The sequence below is a fragment of the Roseomonas sp. CAU 1739 genome (assembly GCF_039839775.1).
In the GTDB taxonomy this organism is placed as follows: domain Bacteria; phylum Pseudomonadota; class Alphaproteobacteria; order Acetobacterales; family Acetobacteraceae; genus Neoroseomonas.
Window position 1 is genome coordinate 65397 of record NZ_JBDOQQ010000013.1, and the last position, 16376, is coordinate 81772.

Genomic DNA, 16376 nt, shown 5'->3' on the forward strand with positions numbered 1-16376 from the left:
CCATGCTGCCGATCGGGACTCTGGACCAGGCGCGCGACCTGCTGGCCGCGCTGGAAGCACGCGGGCTGACCCTCGCCACCGCGGAATCCTGCACCGGCGGGTTGATCGCCGCGGCGCTGACGGCGATCGCCGGATCGTCCTCGGTGGTGATGGCGGGCTTCGTCACATACTCCAACGCGGCGAAGATGCGGATGGTGGGGGTCGGCGCCGCCGCGCTCGACACCCATGGGGCGGTCAGCGAACCGGTGGCGCGGGAGATGGCCGAGGGCGCGCTGCGCGAGGCGCGGGTCGATGTCGCGCTGTCCTGCACCGGCATCGCCGGGCCGGGCGGGGCAACGCCGGGCAAGCCGGTCGGGCTGGTGTTCATCGGCTGTGCGCGGCGCGATGCGGCGACTGTCGTGGAACGCCACGTCTTTCCGGGTGATCGCGCGGCCGTGCGCGCCGCGACGGTGGCTGCGGCGTTACGCCTGGCAATGCCGGGCTGATACCGGCCAGCCTTTCGGCCGACGTGGTGCGAGGATCCTGCTGGCGCGGGCAGCCGCCACACCGGCATTGCGCGCCTGCCGGTCAACCGCATGATCAACAAAGCGCGCCGGCATGAGACGCGACTGCAACACCCGCCGCGCACGTCTTGCGCGAATCGCAGTGCCGCTTGCGCGCGTCGCCGGCCCGGTCGCAGAATTGAGATATGGTTAAGGAACCGATACGGACCCTGCCGTTGCTGCGCCGGCGCGCCATGCTCGCCGGGCTTGGCGCGGCCGCGATCGGTGGCGGCACGGCGCGGGCCGATGTGCTGGGGTATGGCGATGCTCCTCCGGCGCCGGCGCCGCCAGCCGCCGAGCCGCCGCAGCGCGACCGCTGGCTGTGGCTGCAGAACAATGCCGGCGAGGAGATCGCCGTCGCCTATCGCACCGGGCAGGACTACAACATTGCGGCACTGGCCAGGCTCCAGGCGCTGTTCCGCGACCTGCGCGAGGATGCGCCGGGGCCGATCCCGGGGCTGCTGCTCGACATGCTATCGCTGGTCCAGGAACGGCTGGGCTATACGCGGCCGCTGCGGCTGATCTCCGGCTACCGGACGCCGGCGACCAATGCCACGCTGCCCTATGCGGCGCCGAACAGCCTGCACATGCGCGGCATGGCGGCCGACATCGTGGTGCGCGGCGTGCCGCAGTCGGAGATCTGCAGCCATGCGATGGTGCTGTCCCAGCATCTCGGCTTCATGGGCATCGGCTGGTACGGGTCCTTCACCCATATCGACATCGGGCCGAAGGCGTCGTGGACGCGGATGCTGAACTGATCCGGCGCGATCGGCGCCGTGCGACGGCTGCCGCAGCAAATCATGGTCATTTGTCGCCGGCAGGCATAACGCTTTGTCCTCGATCCGTTCAGGGATGGAGGCTTCCATGGACGAACCCAAGCGGCAGGCACGCAACGCGCAGCGGCTCGGCGATTGCCGCCCGGCCTTCGCGGCACGGCTGGCACGCACGATCCTGCGATGGGAGGATGGCGGATTGCGGCCGCGCACCCAGGACGCCTGGCACGCGATCGAGCACCGTGTGATCGCCTTCAACACTGGCCATGCGCAGGTGACGTTCGGCTTCCACAACGTCACGGGGCTGGCCGGGCAGAAGGCATCGCTGGCGGCGGACCTGCTTGACGACACTGCGGCGCTGAAGCCCGGAGCGCCCCATATCCCGCGCCTTGCCGCCGCCGCGCGCACCGAAGGGCTCGATACCGACGTGCCGTGGGGACTGCCGGCAGCGCTGCGCGCCGGCACCGACGCAGCCGGCGACTTCAAGGCCCCCGCCAAGGTCCGCCCGCAGCCTCGCCATGTCGAGCCGACCGGCATCGCCATCGAGGAGGCCATGGCAGGGAAACTGCCGACGTGACGGGCATCGTCGCGGCGGCGGACGCCTATGACGACTGGCTGCGCGACCAGCTCGGCGGGGATGCCATCGAGGAGGATCTGGCCGACCGCCGTCGCAAGATGGCCAAGGGGCCCTTCCCGTTCTTCCGCGCGACGTATTGGCGCTGGGCTGAAACGGTGGGCAAGGACTGGACACCCGACCGGCCCGGCCAGGCGGTGCTCGCCGTCGGCGATATCCATCTCGAGAATTTCGGGACCTGGCGCGACGCCGAGGGGCGGCTCGCCTGGGGCGTGAATGATTTCGACGAGGCCGCCGTGATGCCATGGCCGCTCGACCTGCTGCGGCTTGCCACCAGCGCGCTGCTGGCGCGGGACGCCGGACCGGCCGTCGCGGGACAGGCCGATGCGCGGGCGATCATGGCGGGGTATCACGCCGGGCTCAGCATTCCGCGTCCGATCGTCCTCGACCACGACTTCGCCTGGTTGCGGGGGCAGGTCATGGCGGTCCGCGACGAGAAGGCCTGGAAGAAGCAGGAAGAGGCGCGGTCGGAGTTCTGGACCAGCAAAATGGCCCCGCCCGACCCGATGCCGGATCGCCGCCCACCGGCCCGGATGATCGAGGCGCTGCTGGCCTCCCTGCCGCCGGGGGCGTCCATCACCGGCGTCTGGCCGCGCAGCGCGGGGGCGGGCAGCCTGGGGCGGCCGCGCTGGGTGCTGCGCGCCGATTGGCAGGGCGGCCCCATCCTGCGCGAGGCGAAAGCGATGCTGCCCTCCGCCTGGCTGCGCGTGGTGCCGGCGGCGCCCTTCCTGTGCCGCGCCGCCGAAGTCGCGCAGGGTGCCTATCGCGCCCCCGATCCCTTCCTGACCTTCCATGACGGGGTCGCGGTGCGTCGCCTGTCGCCGAACAACAGCAAGCTCGAGGCGAAGGATCACGCTGAACGGCTGCTCGATCCGGAGATGCTCGACGCCATGGGCCGGGATCTGGCCGGCATCCATGCCGCCACGCCGGGCGCGGCGGCGCATATCCTGGCGGAGATCGCTCAGGGCAAGCCGCTCGACCTCGCCGGGCAGGCGCTGGCGGCGGCTGCGGACAGGCTCGCTGCCCGCGCACGCCAGGAACAGGCGACGCTGCGCCGAGCCATGAAGGACTGACGGCCGCCGCCGATGCGGGGCAGCGGCCGCCGGTGTCAGGCGGCGGCGAGAGCCGCCCTGATCTCGCCGATCGCGTCGTCGATCATCGGCGCGGTGACATCCAGATGCGTGCAGGCGCGCACCCGGCCGCCGAGGCCCGACACCGCGACACCGCGCATCTGCAGCTTCGCCTGCAGCGTCGCGACATCCATCCCCGCGCCCTTGATGTCGAAGAACACCAGGTTGGTGTCGGGTTCCTCGACCACCACGCCGGGGATCTGGCGCAGGCCACGGGCAAGCGCCTTGGCGTTCGCGTGGTCGTCGGCCAGCCGGTCGATGTTGTTGTCGAGCGCGTAGAGGCAGGCAGCGGCGCAGATGCCCGCCTGGCGCATCGAACCGCCCAGGCGCTGCTTCCACCGCCAGGCGCGGCCGATGAATTCTGCGTCGCCGCACAGCACGGCGCCGAGCGGGGCGCCGAGGCCCTTGGTGAAGTCGAGCCACACGCTGTCGTAGTTCGCCACCATGTCCTTGGCCGCGATGCCGGCACCCACGCAGGCATTCATCAGCCGCGCGCCGTCCATGTGGGTGGACCAGCCCTGTTCGTGGGCGACATCCGCGACCGCGTTCAACTGCGCCAGCGGCCAGATCGCGCCGCCGCCGATATTGGCGGTCTGCTCGACCTCCAGCAGGCGTTGGGGCGGGGCGTAGCGGGTCTTGGGGCGAACCGCGCGGCGCACGTCGTCAGCGGTGAACATGCCGCGCGGGCCGGTCATCGGCATGATCTGCACGCCGGTCAGCGCGGCATGGGTGCCGCCTTCGGAATGCAGGATGTGGCTGGTCTCATGCGCGATGACCTCATCGCCCTTGCCGCAATGGGTCAGGATGGCGATGACATTGCACATGGTGCCCGACGGCAGGTACATCGCCGCCTGCTTGCCCATCAGCGCGGCCATGCGGTCGCACAATTCGTGCACCGTCGGGTCGTCGCCATGCTGCTCGTCGCCGACCTCGGCGCGCATCATCGCGTCCTTCATCGCAGGCGTCGGGCGCGTCTGCGTGTCGGAATACAGGTTGATGCGGGTGGGCGGGGCGCCGGCGGGCGGGCGGTTCGGGGCATGGACCATGGGGCGCGTCTTCCTGCGATGCGGTTGCGCGGAGCATGCCCCCGGCGCCACGATCCGGCCAGAGGGAGGACCCCAGCCATGGTCGAGATCCGCAAGGTGACGCTGCTGCGCGAACAGGCGTTTGCCGAGATGGGCCACGCCGCCAAGCGCCCGGTGGTGCGCGCGGTCGCCCTGGTGGCGATCCAGAATCCCTTCGCCCGGCGCTTCATCGGCGACCTGACTGAGTTGGTGGATGCGGGTGCCGCGCTGGCGCAGCGTTTCGCCGGCGACCTGGTGAAGATGCTGGACGGGCCGGCGGTGTCCTATGGCAAGGCGGCGATCGTGGGGTCGATGGGGGAATTGGAGCACGGCCATGCCCTGCTGCATCCGCGCATGGGCGCACCGCTGCGCGCCGCGATCGGCGGCGGGGCGGCGCTGATCCCCTCCGCGGTGAAGTTGGGCGGGCCGGGGACGGCGATCGACGTGCCACTGGGCCACAAGGACGATGCCTGGTCGCGCGGGCATTTCGACGCCATCACGGTGATGATGGGCGATGCGCCGCGGCCCGAGGAGATCGTTGTGGTGATGGCGTTGGCGGATGGCGGGCGGCTGTTGCACCGGATCGGCGAGGGGGCGCCGCGCTGACCCCTTCCGCGAATCGGTTCGCGCGGGCAGATGGCACCCCTGTAACGAAAGGGAGACTGCCATGGCTGGGGGCGCTCATGTCGATCATGGGTCCAACAAGGGTGTCGCGCTGCTGATCGCGGTGCTGGCACTGTTCCTCGCGCTGGCGGAGACCGGCGCGAAAAGCCAGCAGACCCAGGCGATCAGTTCCAATATCGAGGCCGCCAACCTGTGGGCCTTCTTCCAGGCGCGCACGATCCGCCAGACCACGGTGCGCACGGCGGCCGAGCATGCCGCGCTCGGCCTGCCGGTGATGCCCGAGGCAGCGCAGGCCGCCATCGCCCGGCAGCAGGAGGCCTGGCGTGCCACGGCCGCGCGGTGGGACAGCGAGCCCGAGACGGGCGAGGGTCGGCGCGAGTTGATGACGCGTGCGCGCTCGGCGGAGGAGAAGCGCGACCGGTCGCTGGCCGCCTACCACATGTACGAGATCGGCTCGGCGGCCTTCCAGGTCGGCATCGTGGTGGCCTCGGCGAGCGTGATCACGGGCGTCGCCTTGCTGGCGGTCGCGGGCGGCCTGCTGGGGGCGATCGGCGTCGGCTTCGCCGCGTTGGCCTTCTTCGCGCCGACGCTGGTGCATTTCTAGAGCGTGATTGGTTCACATTCGTTCACCCATCACGCCCTAACCATTTGTTTGATCGCATGATTCAGACCTCCGATGCATTCGCACCTGGGGCCATCACGCTCCAGAAGCCCGCGGGGTCCGGGGGGCGCGTACGCCCCCCGGCGGGGTGCAGGGGCGGCGCCCCTGCCCTTCCTTCACCCCGTGGAAAAATGGCGCCCCCAGACCGGCGCGATCGCCGGACGGGCCGCGACGGCCCGCCCCAGCGTGGCCAGCCGCGGGCAAGCTTCCGGCAGCCAGGTCGCACCCTTGAGCCAGCGCGACAGCACCGCGAGGTAGATGTCGGCGACGGTAAAGCGCTGCCCCAGCAGGAAGGGTGCGGCAGGGTCGCCGGCCAGCCCTGCCTCGGCTTCCACCAGCCGCCAGAGGTCGCGGTACATCTCGAGCGCGCGGGTGCGGATCGGCGCCGCGTGGGTGGGGTCGGGGCTGAAGCGCTCGGGGTAGTCGAAGCGGGTGACGTGGGGGTAGCCCTCGGCGCCGGCGACCATCATCCAGCGCAGGGCGCGGGCGCGGTCCGATGAACCGGGCGGTGGCAGCAGCGCGGCGTCCGGATGGCGGTCGGCGAGCGTCAGCAGGATGGCGATGGATTCGGTCAGCACTGTGCCGTCGGGCAGCAGCAGTGTCGGGATGCGGCCCATAGGGTTGATGCGGCGGTACGCGCCGGCGCGTTGCGCGTCGGTGGACAGGGGAACCGCCCGCAATTCGACCGGGGCGCCGATCTCGGCGAGCGCCATCTCGACGGGGGCGGAACCGGAGCCGATGTCGCCATAGAGGATGTAGTTCATGGTCGCAGCTTGACTGCCGCGTGCGGCGCCTGCCAACGCAAATCCCTGATGGCGCCATCAGGCACGTTGAAGGGCGGGGTCGACGTCGATGGCGGCCTGCAGCGCAGCAGCGAGGCGCGCGAACGCCGCGCGGTCGGCGCGATGCGACAGCCGGCGGGCAAGGTCGGGGCCCGGATCATAGGCCAGGCCGACGACCACATCGCGCCCGCCCTCGCTGCTCACGGACAGCCAGAAACGCTCGGTGCCGGCTTCCACCCAGGCGCCGGCGCCGTAGTCCTCGCGGATGGTCTCGCCGACAGTGGCGGCACCGCCCCCCAGCGCCACGCCAAGACGGGTGGCGAGCGTCGCCGCGGCGACCGGCCGGCCCGCTTGGCGCAGCGCGATCGAGAGGTCGAGGCCGCGATTGGCCCGCGCCGTCGCGCGCATCCTCAGCAGCACGAGGACCAGGACCGCCCAGGCGAGCGCCATGATGCCGGTGAACCAGGGCGAGGCGCGCGCCATCGGCACATGGCCCGGCGTGACGAGCGCCCGAATGAGTTCCAGGACGATGGTGCCCGCGAAGACCGCCATGGCGATGACGAAGCAGAGGGCCGGCAGGCCGAGAAGGACCAGGATGACGGGACCGCTGCGAGGTGAATGCCAGGCCCGATGCAGCCGATCCCGCAACGCCACCGCGGTCAGCCGGTGGAGGGTGCCGGCGAGCCTGGCGCGACCGGTGCGCTGCTGCGGCCGTACAGCGCCATGGCGCGGCGTTCGAAGGCGCGCACCATCAGGCGCACCGCTTCGTTGAACACCACGCCGATCGCCATCTGCAGGATGCGGCTCTTGAACTCGAAATCGACGAAGAACTCGACCTCGCAGCCCTGCGGCGTCGGGCGGAAGCGCCAGTGGTTGTTCAGGTAGCGGAAGGGGCCGGTCTCATAGGTGACATGGACATGCTCGGGGCGTTCCAGTGCGACGCGGGATCGGAAGGTCTCGCGGAACATCTTGAAGCCGATGGTCAGGTCGGCGGTCAGTTCCGTCTCGCTGCGCGTCAACACCCGCGCGCCGACGCACCAGGGCAGGAATTCCGGGTAGCGATGCACATCCGCCACCAGGTCGAACATCTGCTCGGGCGAGTAGCGCAGGATCTTGCGCTCGGCATGCGTCGGCATGTCAGGCGCGCGCCGCCGGGCGTTCCTCGCGCGCCACGCGCAGCGTCTCCTCCCGCGCGCTTCGCAGCTTCTCCTCCCGCGCGCTTCGCAGCGCGACAAAATCGCGATCGGCGTGGTAGCTGCTGCGTGTCAGCGGCGTGGCGGAAACGAGCAGGAACCCCTTGCCGCGCGCGGCCGTGGCGTAGTCCTCGAACTCGTCCGGCGTGACGAAGCGGTCGACAGCGGCGTGCTTCACGCTGGGCTGGAGATACTGGCCGACAGTGAGGAAATCGACATCCGCGCTGCGCAGGTCATCCATCACCTGCAATACCTGGAGCCGTTCCTCCCCGAGGCCGACCATGATGCCGGACTTGGTGAAGATCGAAGGGTCGAGCTGCTTCACCCGGTCGAGCAGCCGCAGCGAATGGTAGTAGCGCGCCCCGGGCCGGATGGTCGGATACAGGCCGGGCACGGTTTCGAGATTGTGGTTGAACACATCCGGCCGCGCTTCGACGACGACCTCCAGCGCGCCGTCCTTGCGCAGGAAGTCGGGCGTCAGGATCTCGATGGTCGTCTCGGGCGTGTTCGCACGGATGGCACGGATGGTCTGGGAGAAATGCTCCGCGCCACCATCCTTCAGGTCGTCGCGATCCACGCTGGTAATGACGACGTGGCGCAGGCCGAGCGTGGCCACCGCCTCCCCCACCCGCCGCGGTTCATCGGTGTCGAGCGGCTTGGGGATGCCCGTCGCGACATTGCAGAAGGAACAGGCGCGCGTGCAGGTCTCGCCCATAATCATCATGGTGGCGTGACGCTGCGACCAGCACTCGCCGATATTCGGGCAGGCGGCCTCCTCGCACACCGTCACCAGATTGCTGTCGCGCATCAACTTGCGCGTCTCGTGGTAGATCGGATGCGTCGGCGCTTTCACCCGGATCCAGGACGGCTTGCGCTGGATCGGGTTGTCAGGGCGATGCGCCTTCTCCGGATGCCGGTCGGCACCCGTGCGGGGCGTGCGATGGTCGATCTCGATACGGGTGGTGCTGGTCATCAAGGGCCTCAGGGATGGCCATATAGGGGGTGGACCAGGTTTCGGCGAGGCTTAAGGCCGGGGGAAAGTATTCCCCCGGGACCCCCTTCTATTTTTGTCCGTTGCACTGTCGCACCGGGCGCGGCACGACCGCACGATCAGATGTGCAGGACCTTGCCGTAGGCGTCGAGCACGGACTCATGCATCGCCTCGGACAGGGTCGGGTGCGGGAAGACCGTCGCCATGAGTTCGGCCTCGGTCGTTTCCATCGTGCGGGCGATGCCGTAGCCCTGGATCATCTCGGTGACCTCCGGGCCGACCATGTGGGCGCCCAGCATGGCACCAGTCCTGGCGTCGAAGACCGTCTTGATGAAGCCTTCCGGTTCACCCAGCGCAATCGCCTTGCCATTGCCGATGAAGGGGAAACGGCCCACGCGAACCTCATGGCCGGCGGCCTTTGCGGCTGCTTCGGTCAGGCCGACGGAGGCGACCTGCGGGCGGCAATAGGTGCAGCCCGGAATATTGGTCACGTCCATCTCGTGCGGGTGGCTGCCGGCGATGCCCTCGACCACGATCACACCCTCATGCATCGCCTTGTGGGCGAGCCAGGGCGGGCCGGCCAGGTCGCCGATGGCATAGACGCCCGGTTCGCCCGTGCGGCCATACCCGTCGATGACCACATGGGTGCGGTCCACCTTCACCTTGGTGCCCTCAAGCCCGAGATCCTCGACATTGCCGACGATGCCGACCGCGGAGATCAGCCGGTCGGCCTTGATCTCGGTAACCTTGCCATCGACCTCGATGATGGCGGCCACGCCGCCGGCTTCCTTGCGGACACCCTGGACCTTGGCCCCGGTGATGACCTTCATGCCCTGCTTGGTGAAGGCCTTGGCGACGAAGGCGGAAACCTCGGCATCCTCGACCGGCAGGATGCGGTCCAGCACCTCGATCAGCGTCACCTCGGAGCCCATGTTGAGGTAGAAGGACGCGAATTCCGACCCGATCGCGCCGGAGCCGATGACGATCAGCTTCTTGGGCAGCGCATCGGGCACCAGCGCCTCGCGATAGGACCAGATCAGCTTGCCGTCCGGTTCCATCCCCGGCAGCACGCGCGCGCGCGCGCCGGTGGCGAGGATGATGTTCTTCGCGGCGACCTCGGCGACCGGCTTGCCGTCCTTGGACACGGCGATCTTGCCGGGGCCGGCGAGCTTCCCATGCCCGTCGAACACCGTGATCTTGTGCTTCTTCATCAGCCCCTTCACGCCGGAGGAGAGCTGATTGGCGACGTTGCGCGACCGCTTGATCACCTTGGCGAAGTCGAAGCGCGGATTGTCCACCGCGAAGCCATAGTGATCGAGGCTGTGCAGCATGTGGTTGATCTCGGACGCCTTGAGCAGCGCCTTGGTCGGGATGCAGCCCCAGTTGAGGCAGATGCCGCCGAGATTCTCGCGCTCGACCAGCGCGACCTTCATCTTCAGCTGCGCGGCGCGGATCGCCGCGACATAGCCGCCGGGGCCGCCGCCCACCACCATCAGGTCGAATGTCTCGGCCATCACCTTGCCTCCGCTGCCAGGGACCTGAGCGCATCGCCGGCGAGGCGGCGCGTGATCCATTCCTTGAGAGTATCCGCGCCCATCGCGTCATAGGTCGCGATGGCCGGGGTGTTCCAGTCGAGCACGTTCCAGGCAAGCCGCTTGCCACCTTCGGCCAACGTCTGCTTCGCCAGTTCCGCAAACAGCGCCTTGGCGATGCCGCGCCGGCGGAACTGCGGTTCGACCCACAAATCCTCCAGCCAGCGCCCATGGCGGGCGAGGAAGGTGGAGAAGGTCCAGTGGTACAGCGCCATGCCGGCGGCTTCGCCGTCGATATCCGCGATCAGGCAGCCGGCGCGTGGCGGGCTGCTGAAGATCGCGGCGTGGTAGTCGGCCTCGGTGCCTGTCACTTCGTGTGCAAGCTTCTCATACTCGGCCAGCGCGCGCACGAAGCGCGCGATGGTCGGGACGTCGGCGGGTGTGGCGTCCCTGACAGCCAGGGACGTCACAGCATCAGGCTCAGCGGATCCTCGATGGTGCGCTTCAGCGCCTGGATGAACTCCGCCGCCAGCGCGCCGTCGATGACGCGGTGATCGACCGACAGCGTGCAGGTCATCACCGTCGCGATCGCCAACGCACCATCCTTCACCACCGGCTTCTGCAACCCGGCGGACACCGCCAGGATGCCGGCCTGCGGCGGGTTGATGATCGCGGAGAAGTCGCTGACGCCATACATCCCCATGTTCGAGATGGAGAATCCGCCGCCCTGGAACTCATCCGGCTTCAGCTTGCCGGACTTCGCCCGTGCGGCGAGGTCCTTCATCTCGTTGCTGATAGCAGCGAGGCCTTTCTTGTCGGCCCCCTTCACGATGGGCGTGATCAGCCCGTCGGGGATCGACACCGCCACCGAGATGTCGACGTCGTGGTACTGGATGATCGCGTCGTCGGTCCACGACGCGTTGCAGGACGGGAAGCGGCGCAGCGTGGCCGCCGTCGCCTTGATCACCAGGTCGTTGACCGACAGCTTGTAGGCGCCGGGTCCATCCTTCGGCGAACGTGCATTCAGATCCGCGCGCAGCTTCAGCAGCGCGTCGATCTCGATATCCATCGTCACGTAGAAATGCGGGATGGTCGCCTTGGATTCCGACAGGCGGCGGGCGATCACCTTGCGCATCGTGCTGTTCGGCACGGCGGTATGCGCGGCGGTGACGACCAGCGGCGCGGCGGCCGGCTTCGGCGCGGGTGCAGCGGCCGCGGGTGCCGGCGCAGCAACCGGACCGCGCGCCAGCGCAGTCTCGATATCCGCCTTCACGATGCGGCCATTCGGGCCGGAGCCCTTCACACCGGCCAGGTCCAGCCCCGCCTGCTGCGCCATGCGCCGCGCGAGCGGCGAGGCGAAGACCCGGTCCCCGCCCGACGGCGGCAGCGGCTGCGGGTTCAGCGCGACCGGCGCGGCCGCAGGTGCAGCGGCGGCCGGTGCGGGCGTGGCGGCAGGTGCCGGCGCGGCGGCGGCCGGCGCACCGGACGGCACGGCCTCCCCTGCCTCGACCAGCACCGCGATCACGTCGTTCACCTTCACGCCTTGCGTACCATCCGGCACGACGATCTTGCCGAGGATGCCCTCATCCACGGCCTCGACCTCCATCGTCGCCTTGTCGGTCTCGATCTCGGCGATGACGTCGCCGGACTTGACGCGATCGCCTTCCTTCTTCAGCCACCGCGCGAGATTGCCCTCCGTCATGGTGGGGGAGAGCGCCGGCATCAGGATATTCGTGGCCATGTGCTGGTTCCCCCGCCCTTACTTGTAGGTCACGCGCTTGGCCGCCTCGACCACCTGTTCGAGGCGGGGCAGCGCGAGCTTCTCTAGGTTCGCGGCATAGGGCATCGGAACATCGAGGCCATGCACGCGCACCGGCGGCGCATCCAGGTGATCGAAACAGGTCTCCATGATCTGCATCGCCACTTCCGCGCCGATGCCGGCGAAGGGCCAGCCTTCCTCGAGCGTCACAAGGCGGTTGGTCTTGCGCACCGAATTGGCGATCGTCTCGGTGTCCAGCGGGCGCAGGGAGCGCAGGTTGATCACCTCCGCGCTGATGCCCTGTTCGGCCAGCTTCTCGGCGGCCTGCATCGCCATGCCGACCATGATCGAGAAGGCGACGATGGTCACGTCCGTCCCCGCCCGTTCGACCTTCGCCTTGCCGATCGGCACGATGAAATCCGGATCGGTCGGGCAGTCGAAGGTGTGCCCGTACATGATCTCGTTCTCGAGCACGATGACCGGGTTCGGGTCGCGGATCGCGGCCCGCAACAGGCCCTTCGCATCCGCCGCCGACCAGGGCGACACCACCTTCAGCCCCGGGCAATGCGCGTACCAGGATGCGTAGCACTGCGAATGCTGCGCCGCGACGCGCGATGCCGCGCCATTCGCGCCGCGGAACACGATCTGGCAGCCCAGCTGGCCACCCGACATGTAGAGTGTCTTCGATGCCGAATTGATGATCTGGTCGATCGCCTGCATCGAGAAATTGAAGGTCATGAACTCGACGATTGGCTTCAGCCCGGTGAAGGCAGCGCCCACCGCCATGCCGGTGAAGCCATGCTCGGTGATCGGCATGTCCATGACCCGCTTCGGGCCGAATTCGTCCAGCAGGCCCTGGCTGATCTTGTAGGCGCCCTGGTACTGGGCGACCTCCTCGCCGATCAGGAACACGTCCTTGTCGGCACGCATCTCGGCGGCCATGGCGTCGCGCAGCGCCTCGCGCACCGTGATGGTGGCGGTCGGGCCCCAATCCTTCTCATCGGGTGTGGCCGGCGCCTTGGCGGTCGCCGGCACGGTCACGTCCGCGCGCTGCGCGGTGCCGGTCTCGGCGATCATCTTCTCGTTCTCACGCGGGTTCTTGTTGGTGATGCCATGCATGGTCTTGGCCGCGGCATCGGCCGCCCCGCCATCCAGTTCCGCAATCGCGCTGTTCACCGCGACACCCTCGGTGCCCTCGGGCACCAGGATGGCGGTGACGGTGCCTTCGTCCACCGCCTCGACTTCCATCGTCGCCTTGTCGGTCTCGATCTCGGCGATCACGTCGCCGGACTTCACCGCGTCGCCGACATTCTTCAGCCAGCGCGCCAGCTTGCCCTCGGTCATGGTCGGCGAGAGCGCCGGCATCAGGATCACGGCGCCCATGTCACTTCGCCTCCACGAGAATATCCGTCCACAGCTCGCTCTCGGGCGGCTCGGGGGATTGCTGCGCGAAGTCGGCGCTGTCCTGCACGATCGCCTTCACCTCGTCGTCGATGACCTTCAGCTCTGCCTCGGTCACCGCGAACTGGTCCACCAGCATCTTGCGCGCCGTCTCGATGCAGTCCGACGTCTCGCGCATCTTCTGCACTTCCTCCCGCGTGCGGTACTTCGCGGGGTCGGACATGGAATGGCCGCGATAGCGGTAGGTCTTCATCTCCAGCAGGTACGGCCCCTTGCCGGCGCGGCAATGGGCGGCGGCGCGATCGGCGGCCTCGCGCACCGCGACCACATCCATGCCGTTCACCTGCTCACCGGGAATGCCCCAGGCCGCGCCGTTCTGCGACAGGTCGCGCGAGGCCGAGGCGCGCTCGACCGAGGTGCCCATGCCGTACTTGTTGTTCTCGATAACGAAGATGCAGGGCAGCTTGAACAGCGCGGCGAGATTCAGGCTCTCGAACACCTGGCCTTGGTTGGACGCACCCTCGCCGAAATAGGTCACGGCGATGTGACCGTCCTCGCGGTACCAGTTGGCGAAGGCGAGACCGGCGCCGAGCGACACCTGCGCACCAACGATGCCATGCCCGCCATAGAAGCCCTTCTCGCGGGAGAACATGTGCATGCTCCCGCCCTTGCCCTTGGAATAGCCGCCGATGCGCCCGGTCAGCTCCGCCATGACGCCGCGCGCTTCCATGCCGGTCGCCAGCATGTGCCCGTGGTCGCGGTAGGAGGTGATGACCTGGTCGCCCGGCTTGAGGCACATCTGCACCCCCACCACGACCGCTTCCTGGCCGATATACAGGTGGCAGAACCCGCCGATCAGGCCCATGCCGTAAAGCTGGCCCGCCTTCTCCTCGAAGCGGCGGATCAGCAGCATGTCGCGATAGGCGCGGAGCAGGTCGGCCCGCGCGATCGGCGGTTCCTTCCCCTTGCCACGGCGCTTGGTGGTTGTCTCCGCGGCCTGGGCCATGGCGCGTCTCCCTCGGGAAGGCTGTCTGCTGCCTATTAGGCGCCAGACGGCTTTTTTCGCAAGTCGAACCGCACGAAAATCCTTCTATTGCAACGCAATAAGACACTTAACTAAATTTCAGTTAAGTCCTTCTAACACCGCGATCTGCCGCCCGTTCAGCGCCCCGGCAGGCCCTGGACCTGGCGATCGCGCGGCGCCGTCACCGTGTAGCCGAAGCGGATCCGGCGTTCCTGTTGCGGCGCCAGGGTCAGCGTCCAGGCGACCACCCCGGGGCGGTCATCGACATCGCGAGCGCTCGGTGCCGGATCGGCCTGCATGGCGACCGTCAGCTCCGCATCGGAGGAGACGGGCACCTGATCCTGCACCGTCACCTCGATCGGCCGGGCGTGGAAGCTGCGCAGGGTGATCAGCGCCTCGAAATTCTCGGTGCTGGTGCGCCCGGTCAGCAGGCTGCCTTCCTGGGCACGCCGACGGGCCTGGGGTTCATAGGCGACGCGGATGCGGTCATCGGCACCGAAGGCGAGCGACACCTCCTCCCCGGCCCGCAGCAGCGGCAGCGCGGCGCGGCCGACAAACACGCCGTCGAGGAACAGCGAGGCCGCCCCCGGCAGGGTGGGCGCCGAAGCCGCATGGGCAAAGCGGGCCTGCAGGAAGGCGCGCGGCGCGACGCGCGGCACGGTGAAGGCGGACACGACCGCATCGGCGGACATGTCGGCGATACGCACCCGCCGTTCGGAGCCGTCCGCGCGAACCGTGGCGCGGCCGGGAATGACGTATTCCACCGCGAAGCCGGCGGCCTGCACCGTCGCGCCAACCACCTGCACTTCCTGACGTGCCGCGGCCACCGGGGCCGGGGCGGCGGCCGGCATCGGCGCGCGCGACGCCGCACCGCCGAGCACGCCGTCGCGCGCCGCGCGTTCGCGTTCCAGCCGTGCCGGATCGACCAGCGCGATGCGCCAGGGCGACAGGCTCGGCGCCGCCGTGCCTTCGGACGGCCGGGCGGTGGACAGGGTCAGCGCCACATCGGTCCAGTCCTCGCCGCTGGACTGGGCGACGATCGCCTCCTGCCGCAGCGCGACGCGGCCGGCCTGGCTGTCGAGCCGCACTTCATAGACCGGCAGCCAACGCGCGCCGCGGATCTGGTAGGTGATTTCGAGTTCTATGCGGGCCGGCGCCGCCGCCTGCACGCTGACGGCGATCTCCAGCGCGCCCGGGGGCGGGCCGCCGAGCGTGCCGAGTTCGGCCTTCAGCGCATCACGCCGCTGCTCGGCGCTGCGGCGGTCCAGTTGCAAGCGGCGCGTGGCCTCGGCCGCCTCGGCGGTGCCCTCGCGCACCGCATCCCAGGCGGCGCGCCAGGCGGCGGGATCGGCCGACAGGCGCGGCGGTGGCTCGTTCGGTGCCGTCGGTTGACGCTGCGCGGCGACGAAACCGCCGGACAGGCGTTCAATCAGCCGCAGCTGCGCCGCCTGTGCGGCGATCTGCACGTCGAACGCGGCGATCGCGTCCTCGGCCTCGCGCAGCCGCGCCTCCAGCCCGGCACGGCGGGCATCGACGTCGCGCCGGTCGAAGCTCGCCTGGCGCAGTTCGACGGCGCCGATCGACACCGATCCGCTGGCCTGGCCGCGTGCCGTCACGCTGTCCCGCAGTACGCCCGCCGGCACGCCGGAAAGCACCAGGATGCTGTCGCCCGCCGGCACATCCACCGCGCCGCGACGGGTGACGGTGGCCTGTTCAGGATAGACGGTAACGGCGGCCGGCGGCGCGGTCAGCGCGACGCGGGTAGGCTCCTGGCCAAAGGCCGGCCATGCCAGCGGCACCAGGGCAAGGGCGGCGAGGATCGAACGTCGCATGGTGGCGGCCTCCGCGTTTCGCGGCAGGATCGACCCTTGATGCCGCACCGTGCAAGCCGGCCGGCGTGACGTGGCGCACCCGTCAGTAGAGACGGCGCTCCGGCGAATACGGCACGACGATCTCATCGCGCCCGACCATGTTCAGCAACGCGCGGGCACGTTCATCGAGCTGGTCGCGGTCGACGCGGTCCCCGCGCAACCCGGTGACGCGGCGTTCCATCGCGTCGCGATCCGCTTCGGCGCGCGCCAGTTCCGAACGGGCCGCGGCGATGTCGGCCAGGCGCTGTTCGCGAGCGATCAACCCACGGTCGCCATGCATGGCATGCCAGGCAAAATAGCCCGACAGCGCCAAGAACAGGCACGGCAGCGCGATGGCCTGGATGACTCGCCTGATAAAACGCAACGAACACACCTGACGTTTGGCGACGCGCCGA

18 protein-coding genes are annotated in these 16376 nt (G+C 69.3%); 6 read left to right on the plus strand and 12 right to left on the minus strand.

The genetic code is table 11. The annotated features are described in order from the left end of the window. The first annotated feature begins 2 nt into the window (after positions 1-2). The 4 genes from AAFN86_RS19850 to AAFN86_RS19865 all read left to right on the plus strand — a co-directional run bounded on the left by AAFN86_RS19850 (position 3) and on the right by AAFN86_RS19865 (position 3022). Positions 3-485, plus strand: a complete 483-nt coding sequence (locus AAFN86_RS19850) for a nicotinamide-nucleotide amidohydrolase family protein (protein ID WP_347545285.1) — start codon at positions 3-5, stop codon at positions 483-485. A 203-nt stretch (positions 486-688) separates the two neighbouring features. Beyond that, positions 689-1300, plus strand: coding sequence for a DUF882 domain-containing protein (locus AAFN86_RS19855; protein ID WP_347545286.1), 612 nt, complete (start codon positions 689-691; stop codon positions 1298-1300). Positions 1301-1406: 106 nt separating this feature from the next. Next, positions 1407-1892 (plus strand): hypothetical protein, encoded by a 486-nt coding sequence (locus AAFN86_RS19860; protein ID WP_347545287.1) that lies wholly within the window; start codon positions 1407-1409, stop codon positions 1890-1892. Further along, complete coding sequence (locus tag AAFN86_RS19865; protein WP_347545288.1) at positions 1889-3022, plus strand: DUF2252 family protein; 1134 nt, start codon at positions 1889-1891, stop codon at positions 3020-3022. Before AAFN86_RS19860 ends, AAFN86_RS19865 begins: the two co-directional genes overlap by 4 nt. Before the next feature lie 35 nt (positions 3023-3057). Here AAFN86_RS19865 and AAFN86_RS19870 read toward each other — a convergent pair whose 3' ends face one another. Further along, positions 3058-4125, minus strand: a complete 1068-nt coding sequence (locus AAFN86_RS19870) for a threonine aldolase family protein (RefSeq protein WP_347545289.1) — start codon at positions 4123-4125, stop codon at positions 3058-3060. 78 nt (positions 4126-4203) lie between these two features. Here AAFN86_RS19870 and AAFN86_RS19875 point away from each other — a divergent pair, with 78 nt between their 5' ends. Together AAFN86_RS19875 and AAFN86_RS19880 are read left to right on the plus strand one after the other, a co-directional pair. Continuing rightward, positions 4204-4749, plus strand: coding sequence for an amino acid synthesis family protein (locus AAFN86_RS19875; protein ID WP_347545290.1), 546 nt, complete (start codon positions 4204-4206; stop codon positions 4747-4749). A 61-nt stretch (positions 4750-4810) separates the two neighbouring features. After that, positions 4811-5371, plus strand: a complete 561-nt coding sequence (locus AAFN86_RS19880) for a DUF4337 domain-containing protein (protein ID WP_347545291.1) — start codon at positions 4811-4813, stop codon at positions 5369-5371. A 173-nt stretch (positions 5372-5544) separates the two neighbouring features. Here the strand turns inward: AAFN86_RS19880 and AAFN86_RS19885 are convergent, their stop codons facing one another. The 11 genes from AAFN86_RS19885 to AAFN86_RS19935 all read right to left on the minus strand — a co-directional run bounded on the left by AAFN86_RS19885 (position 5545) and on the right by AAFN86_RS19935 (position 16345). Then, complete coding sequence (locus tag AAFN86_RS19885; protein WP_347545292.1) at positions 5545-6192, minus strand: glutathione S-transferase family protein; 648 nt, start codon at positions 6190-6192, stop codon at positions 5545-5547. 57 nt (positions 6193-6249) lie between these two features. Further along, complete coding sequence (locus AAFN86_RS19890; RefSeq protein WP_347545293.1) at positions 6250-6864, minus strand: hypothetical protein; 615 nt, start codon at positions 6862-6864, stop codon at positions 6250-6252. A gap of 5 nt (positions 6865-6869) precedes the next feature. Next, positions 6870-7346: a type II toxin-antitoxin system RatA family toxin gene (locus AAFN86_RS19895; RefSeq protein ID WP_347545294.1), complete on the minus strand. Its 477-nt coding sequence runs from the start codon at positions 7344-7346 to the stop codon at positions 6870-6872. A 1-nt stretch (position 7347) separates the two neighbouring features. Continuing rightward, entirely contained in the window at positions 7348-8376 is a 1029-nt protein-coding gene (gene lipA / locus AAFN86_RS19900; RefSeq protein WP_347545295.1) for a lipoyl synthase, read from the minus strand. 137 nt (positions 8377-8513) lie between these two features. Beyond that, on the minus strand, positions 8514-9908 hold the full coding sequence (gene lpdA / locus AAFN86_RS19905; RefSeq protein WP_347545296.1) for a dihydrolipoyl dehydrogenase: 1395 nt from the start codon (positions 9906-9908) through the stop codon (positions 8514-8516). Beyond that, the gene (locus AAFN86_RS19910; RefSeq protein WP_347545297.1) at positions 9908-10396 is read right to left on the minus strand and encodes a GNAT family N-acetyltransferase; all 489 of its coding nucleotides are present in this window, start codon (positions 10394-10396) and stop codon (positions 9908-9910) included. Before AAFN86_RS19910 ends, lpdA begins: the two co-directional genes overlap by 1 nt. Next, on the minus strand, positions 10393-11667 hold the full coding sequence (locus AAFN86_RS19915; RefSeq protein WP_347545298.1) for a pyruvate dehydrogenase complex dihydrolipoamide acetyltransferase: 1275 nt from the start codon (positions 11665-11667) through the stop codon (positions 10393-10395). Before AAFN86_RS19915 ends, AAFN86_RS19910 begins: the two co-directional genes overlap by 4 nt. Positions 11668-11685: 18 nt before the next feature. Next, positions 11686-13068, minus strand: coding sequence for a pyruvate dehydrogenase complex E1 component subunit beta (locus tag AAFN86_RS19920; RefSeq protein ID WP_347545299.1), 1383 nt, complete (start codon positions 13066-13068; stop codon positions 11686-11688). A 1-nt stretch (position 13069) separates the two neighbouring features. Beyond that, positions 13070-14092, minus strand: a complete 1023-nt coding sequence (pdhA, locus tag AAFN86_RS19925) for a pyruvate dehydrogenase (acetyl-transferring) E1 component subunit alpha (RefSeq protein ID WP_347545300.1) — start codon at positions 14090-14092, stop codon at positions 13070-13072. Between the two features lie 155 nt (positions 14093-14247). After that, positions 14248-15942 (minus strand): mucoidy inhibitor MuiA family protein, encoded by a 1695-nt coding sequence (locus AAFN86_RS19930; RefSeq protein WP_347545301.1) that lies wholly within the window; start codon positions 15940-15942, stop codon positions 14248-14250. Positions 15943-16024: 82 nt separating this feature from the next. Beyond that, on the minus strand, positions 16025-16345 hold the full coding sequence (locus AAFN86_RS19935; RefSeq protein WP_347545302.1) for a septum formation initiator family protein: 321 nt from the start codon (positions 16343-16345) through the stop codon (positions 16025-16027). Positions 16346-16376: the final 31 nt, after the last annotated feature.

What these genes read in the sequence shown, in the direction of transcription:
- AAFN86_RS19850 (WP_347545285.1), top strand. Translation starts at nt 3, where the DNA reads ATGCTGCCGATCGGGACTCTGGACCAGGCGCGCGACCTGCTGGCCGCG.
- AAFN86_RS19855 (WP_347545286.1), top strand. Translation starts at nt 689, where the DNA reads ATGGTTAAGGAACCGATACGGACCCTGCCGTTGCTGCGCCGGCGCGCC.
- AAFN86_RS19860 (WP_347545287.1), top strand. Translation starts at nt 1,407, where the DNA reads ATGGACGAACCCAAGCGGCAGGCACGCAACGCGCAGCGGCTCGGCGAT.
- AAFN86_RS19870 (WP_347545289.1), bottom strand. Translation starts at nt 4,125, where the DNA reads ATGGTCCATGCCCCGAACCGCCCGCCCGCCGGCGCCCCGCCCACCCGC.
- AAFN86_RS19875 (WP_347545290.1), top strand. Translation starts at nt 4,204, where the DNA reads ATGGTCGAGATCCGCAAGGTGACGCTGCTGCGCGAACAGGCGTTTGCC.
- AAFN86_RS19880 (WP_347545291.1), top strand. Translation starts at nt 4,811, where the DNA reads ATGGCTGGGGGCGCTCATGTCGATCATGGGTCCAACAAGGGTGTCGCG.
- AAFN86_RS19885 (WP_347545292.1), bottom strand. Translation starts at nt 6,192, where the DNA reads ATGAACTACATCCTCTATGGCGACATCGGCTCCGGTTCCGCCCCCGTC.
- AAFN86_RS19895 (WP_347545294.1), bottom strand. Translation starts at nt 7,346, where the DNA reads ATGCCGACGCATGCCGAGCGCAAGATCCTGCGCTACTCGCCCGAGCAG.
- lipA (WP_347545295.1), bottom strand. Translation starts at nt 8,376, where the DNA reads ATGACCAGCACCACCCGTATCGAGATCGACCATCGCACGCCCCGCACG.
- lpdA (WP_347545296.1), bottom strand. Translation starts at nt 9,908, where the DNA reads ATGGCCGAGACATTCGACCTGATGGTGGTGGGCGGCGGCCCCGGCGGC.
- AAFN86_RS19915 (WP_347545298.1), bottom strand. Translation starts at nt 11,667, where the DNA reads ATGGCCACGAATATCCTGATGCCGGCGCTCTCCCCCACCATGACGGAG.
- AAFN86_RS19920 (WP_347545299.1), bottom strand. Translation starts at nt 13,068, where the DNA reads ATGGGCGCCGTGATCCTGATGCCGGCGCTCTCGCCGACCATGACCGAG.
- pdhA (WP_347545300.1), bottom strand. Translation starts at nt 14,092, where the DNA reads ATGGCCCAGGCCGCGGAGACAACCACCAAGCGCCGTGGCAAGGGGAAG.
- AAFN86_RS19930 (WP_347545301.1), bottom strand. Translation starts at nt 15,942, where the DNA reads ATGCGACGTTCGATCCTCGCCGCCCTTGCCCTGGTGCCGCTGGCATGG.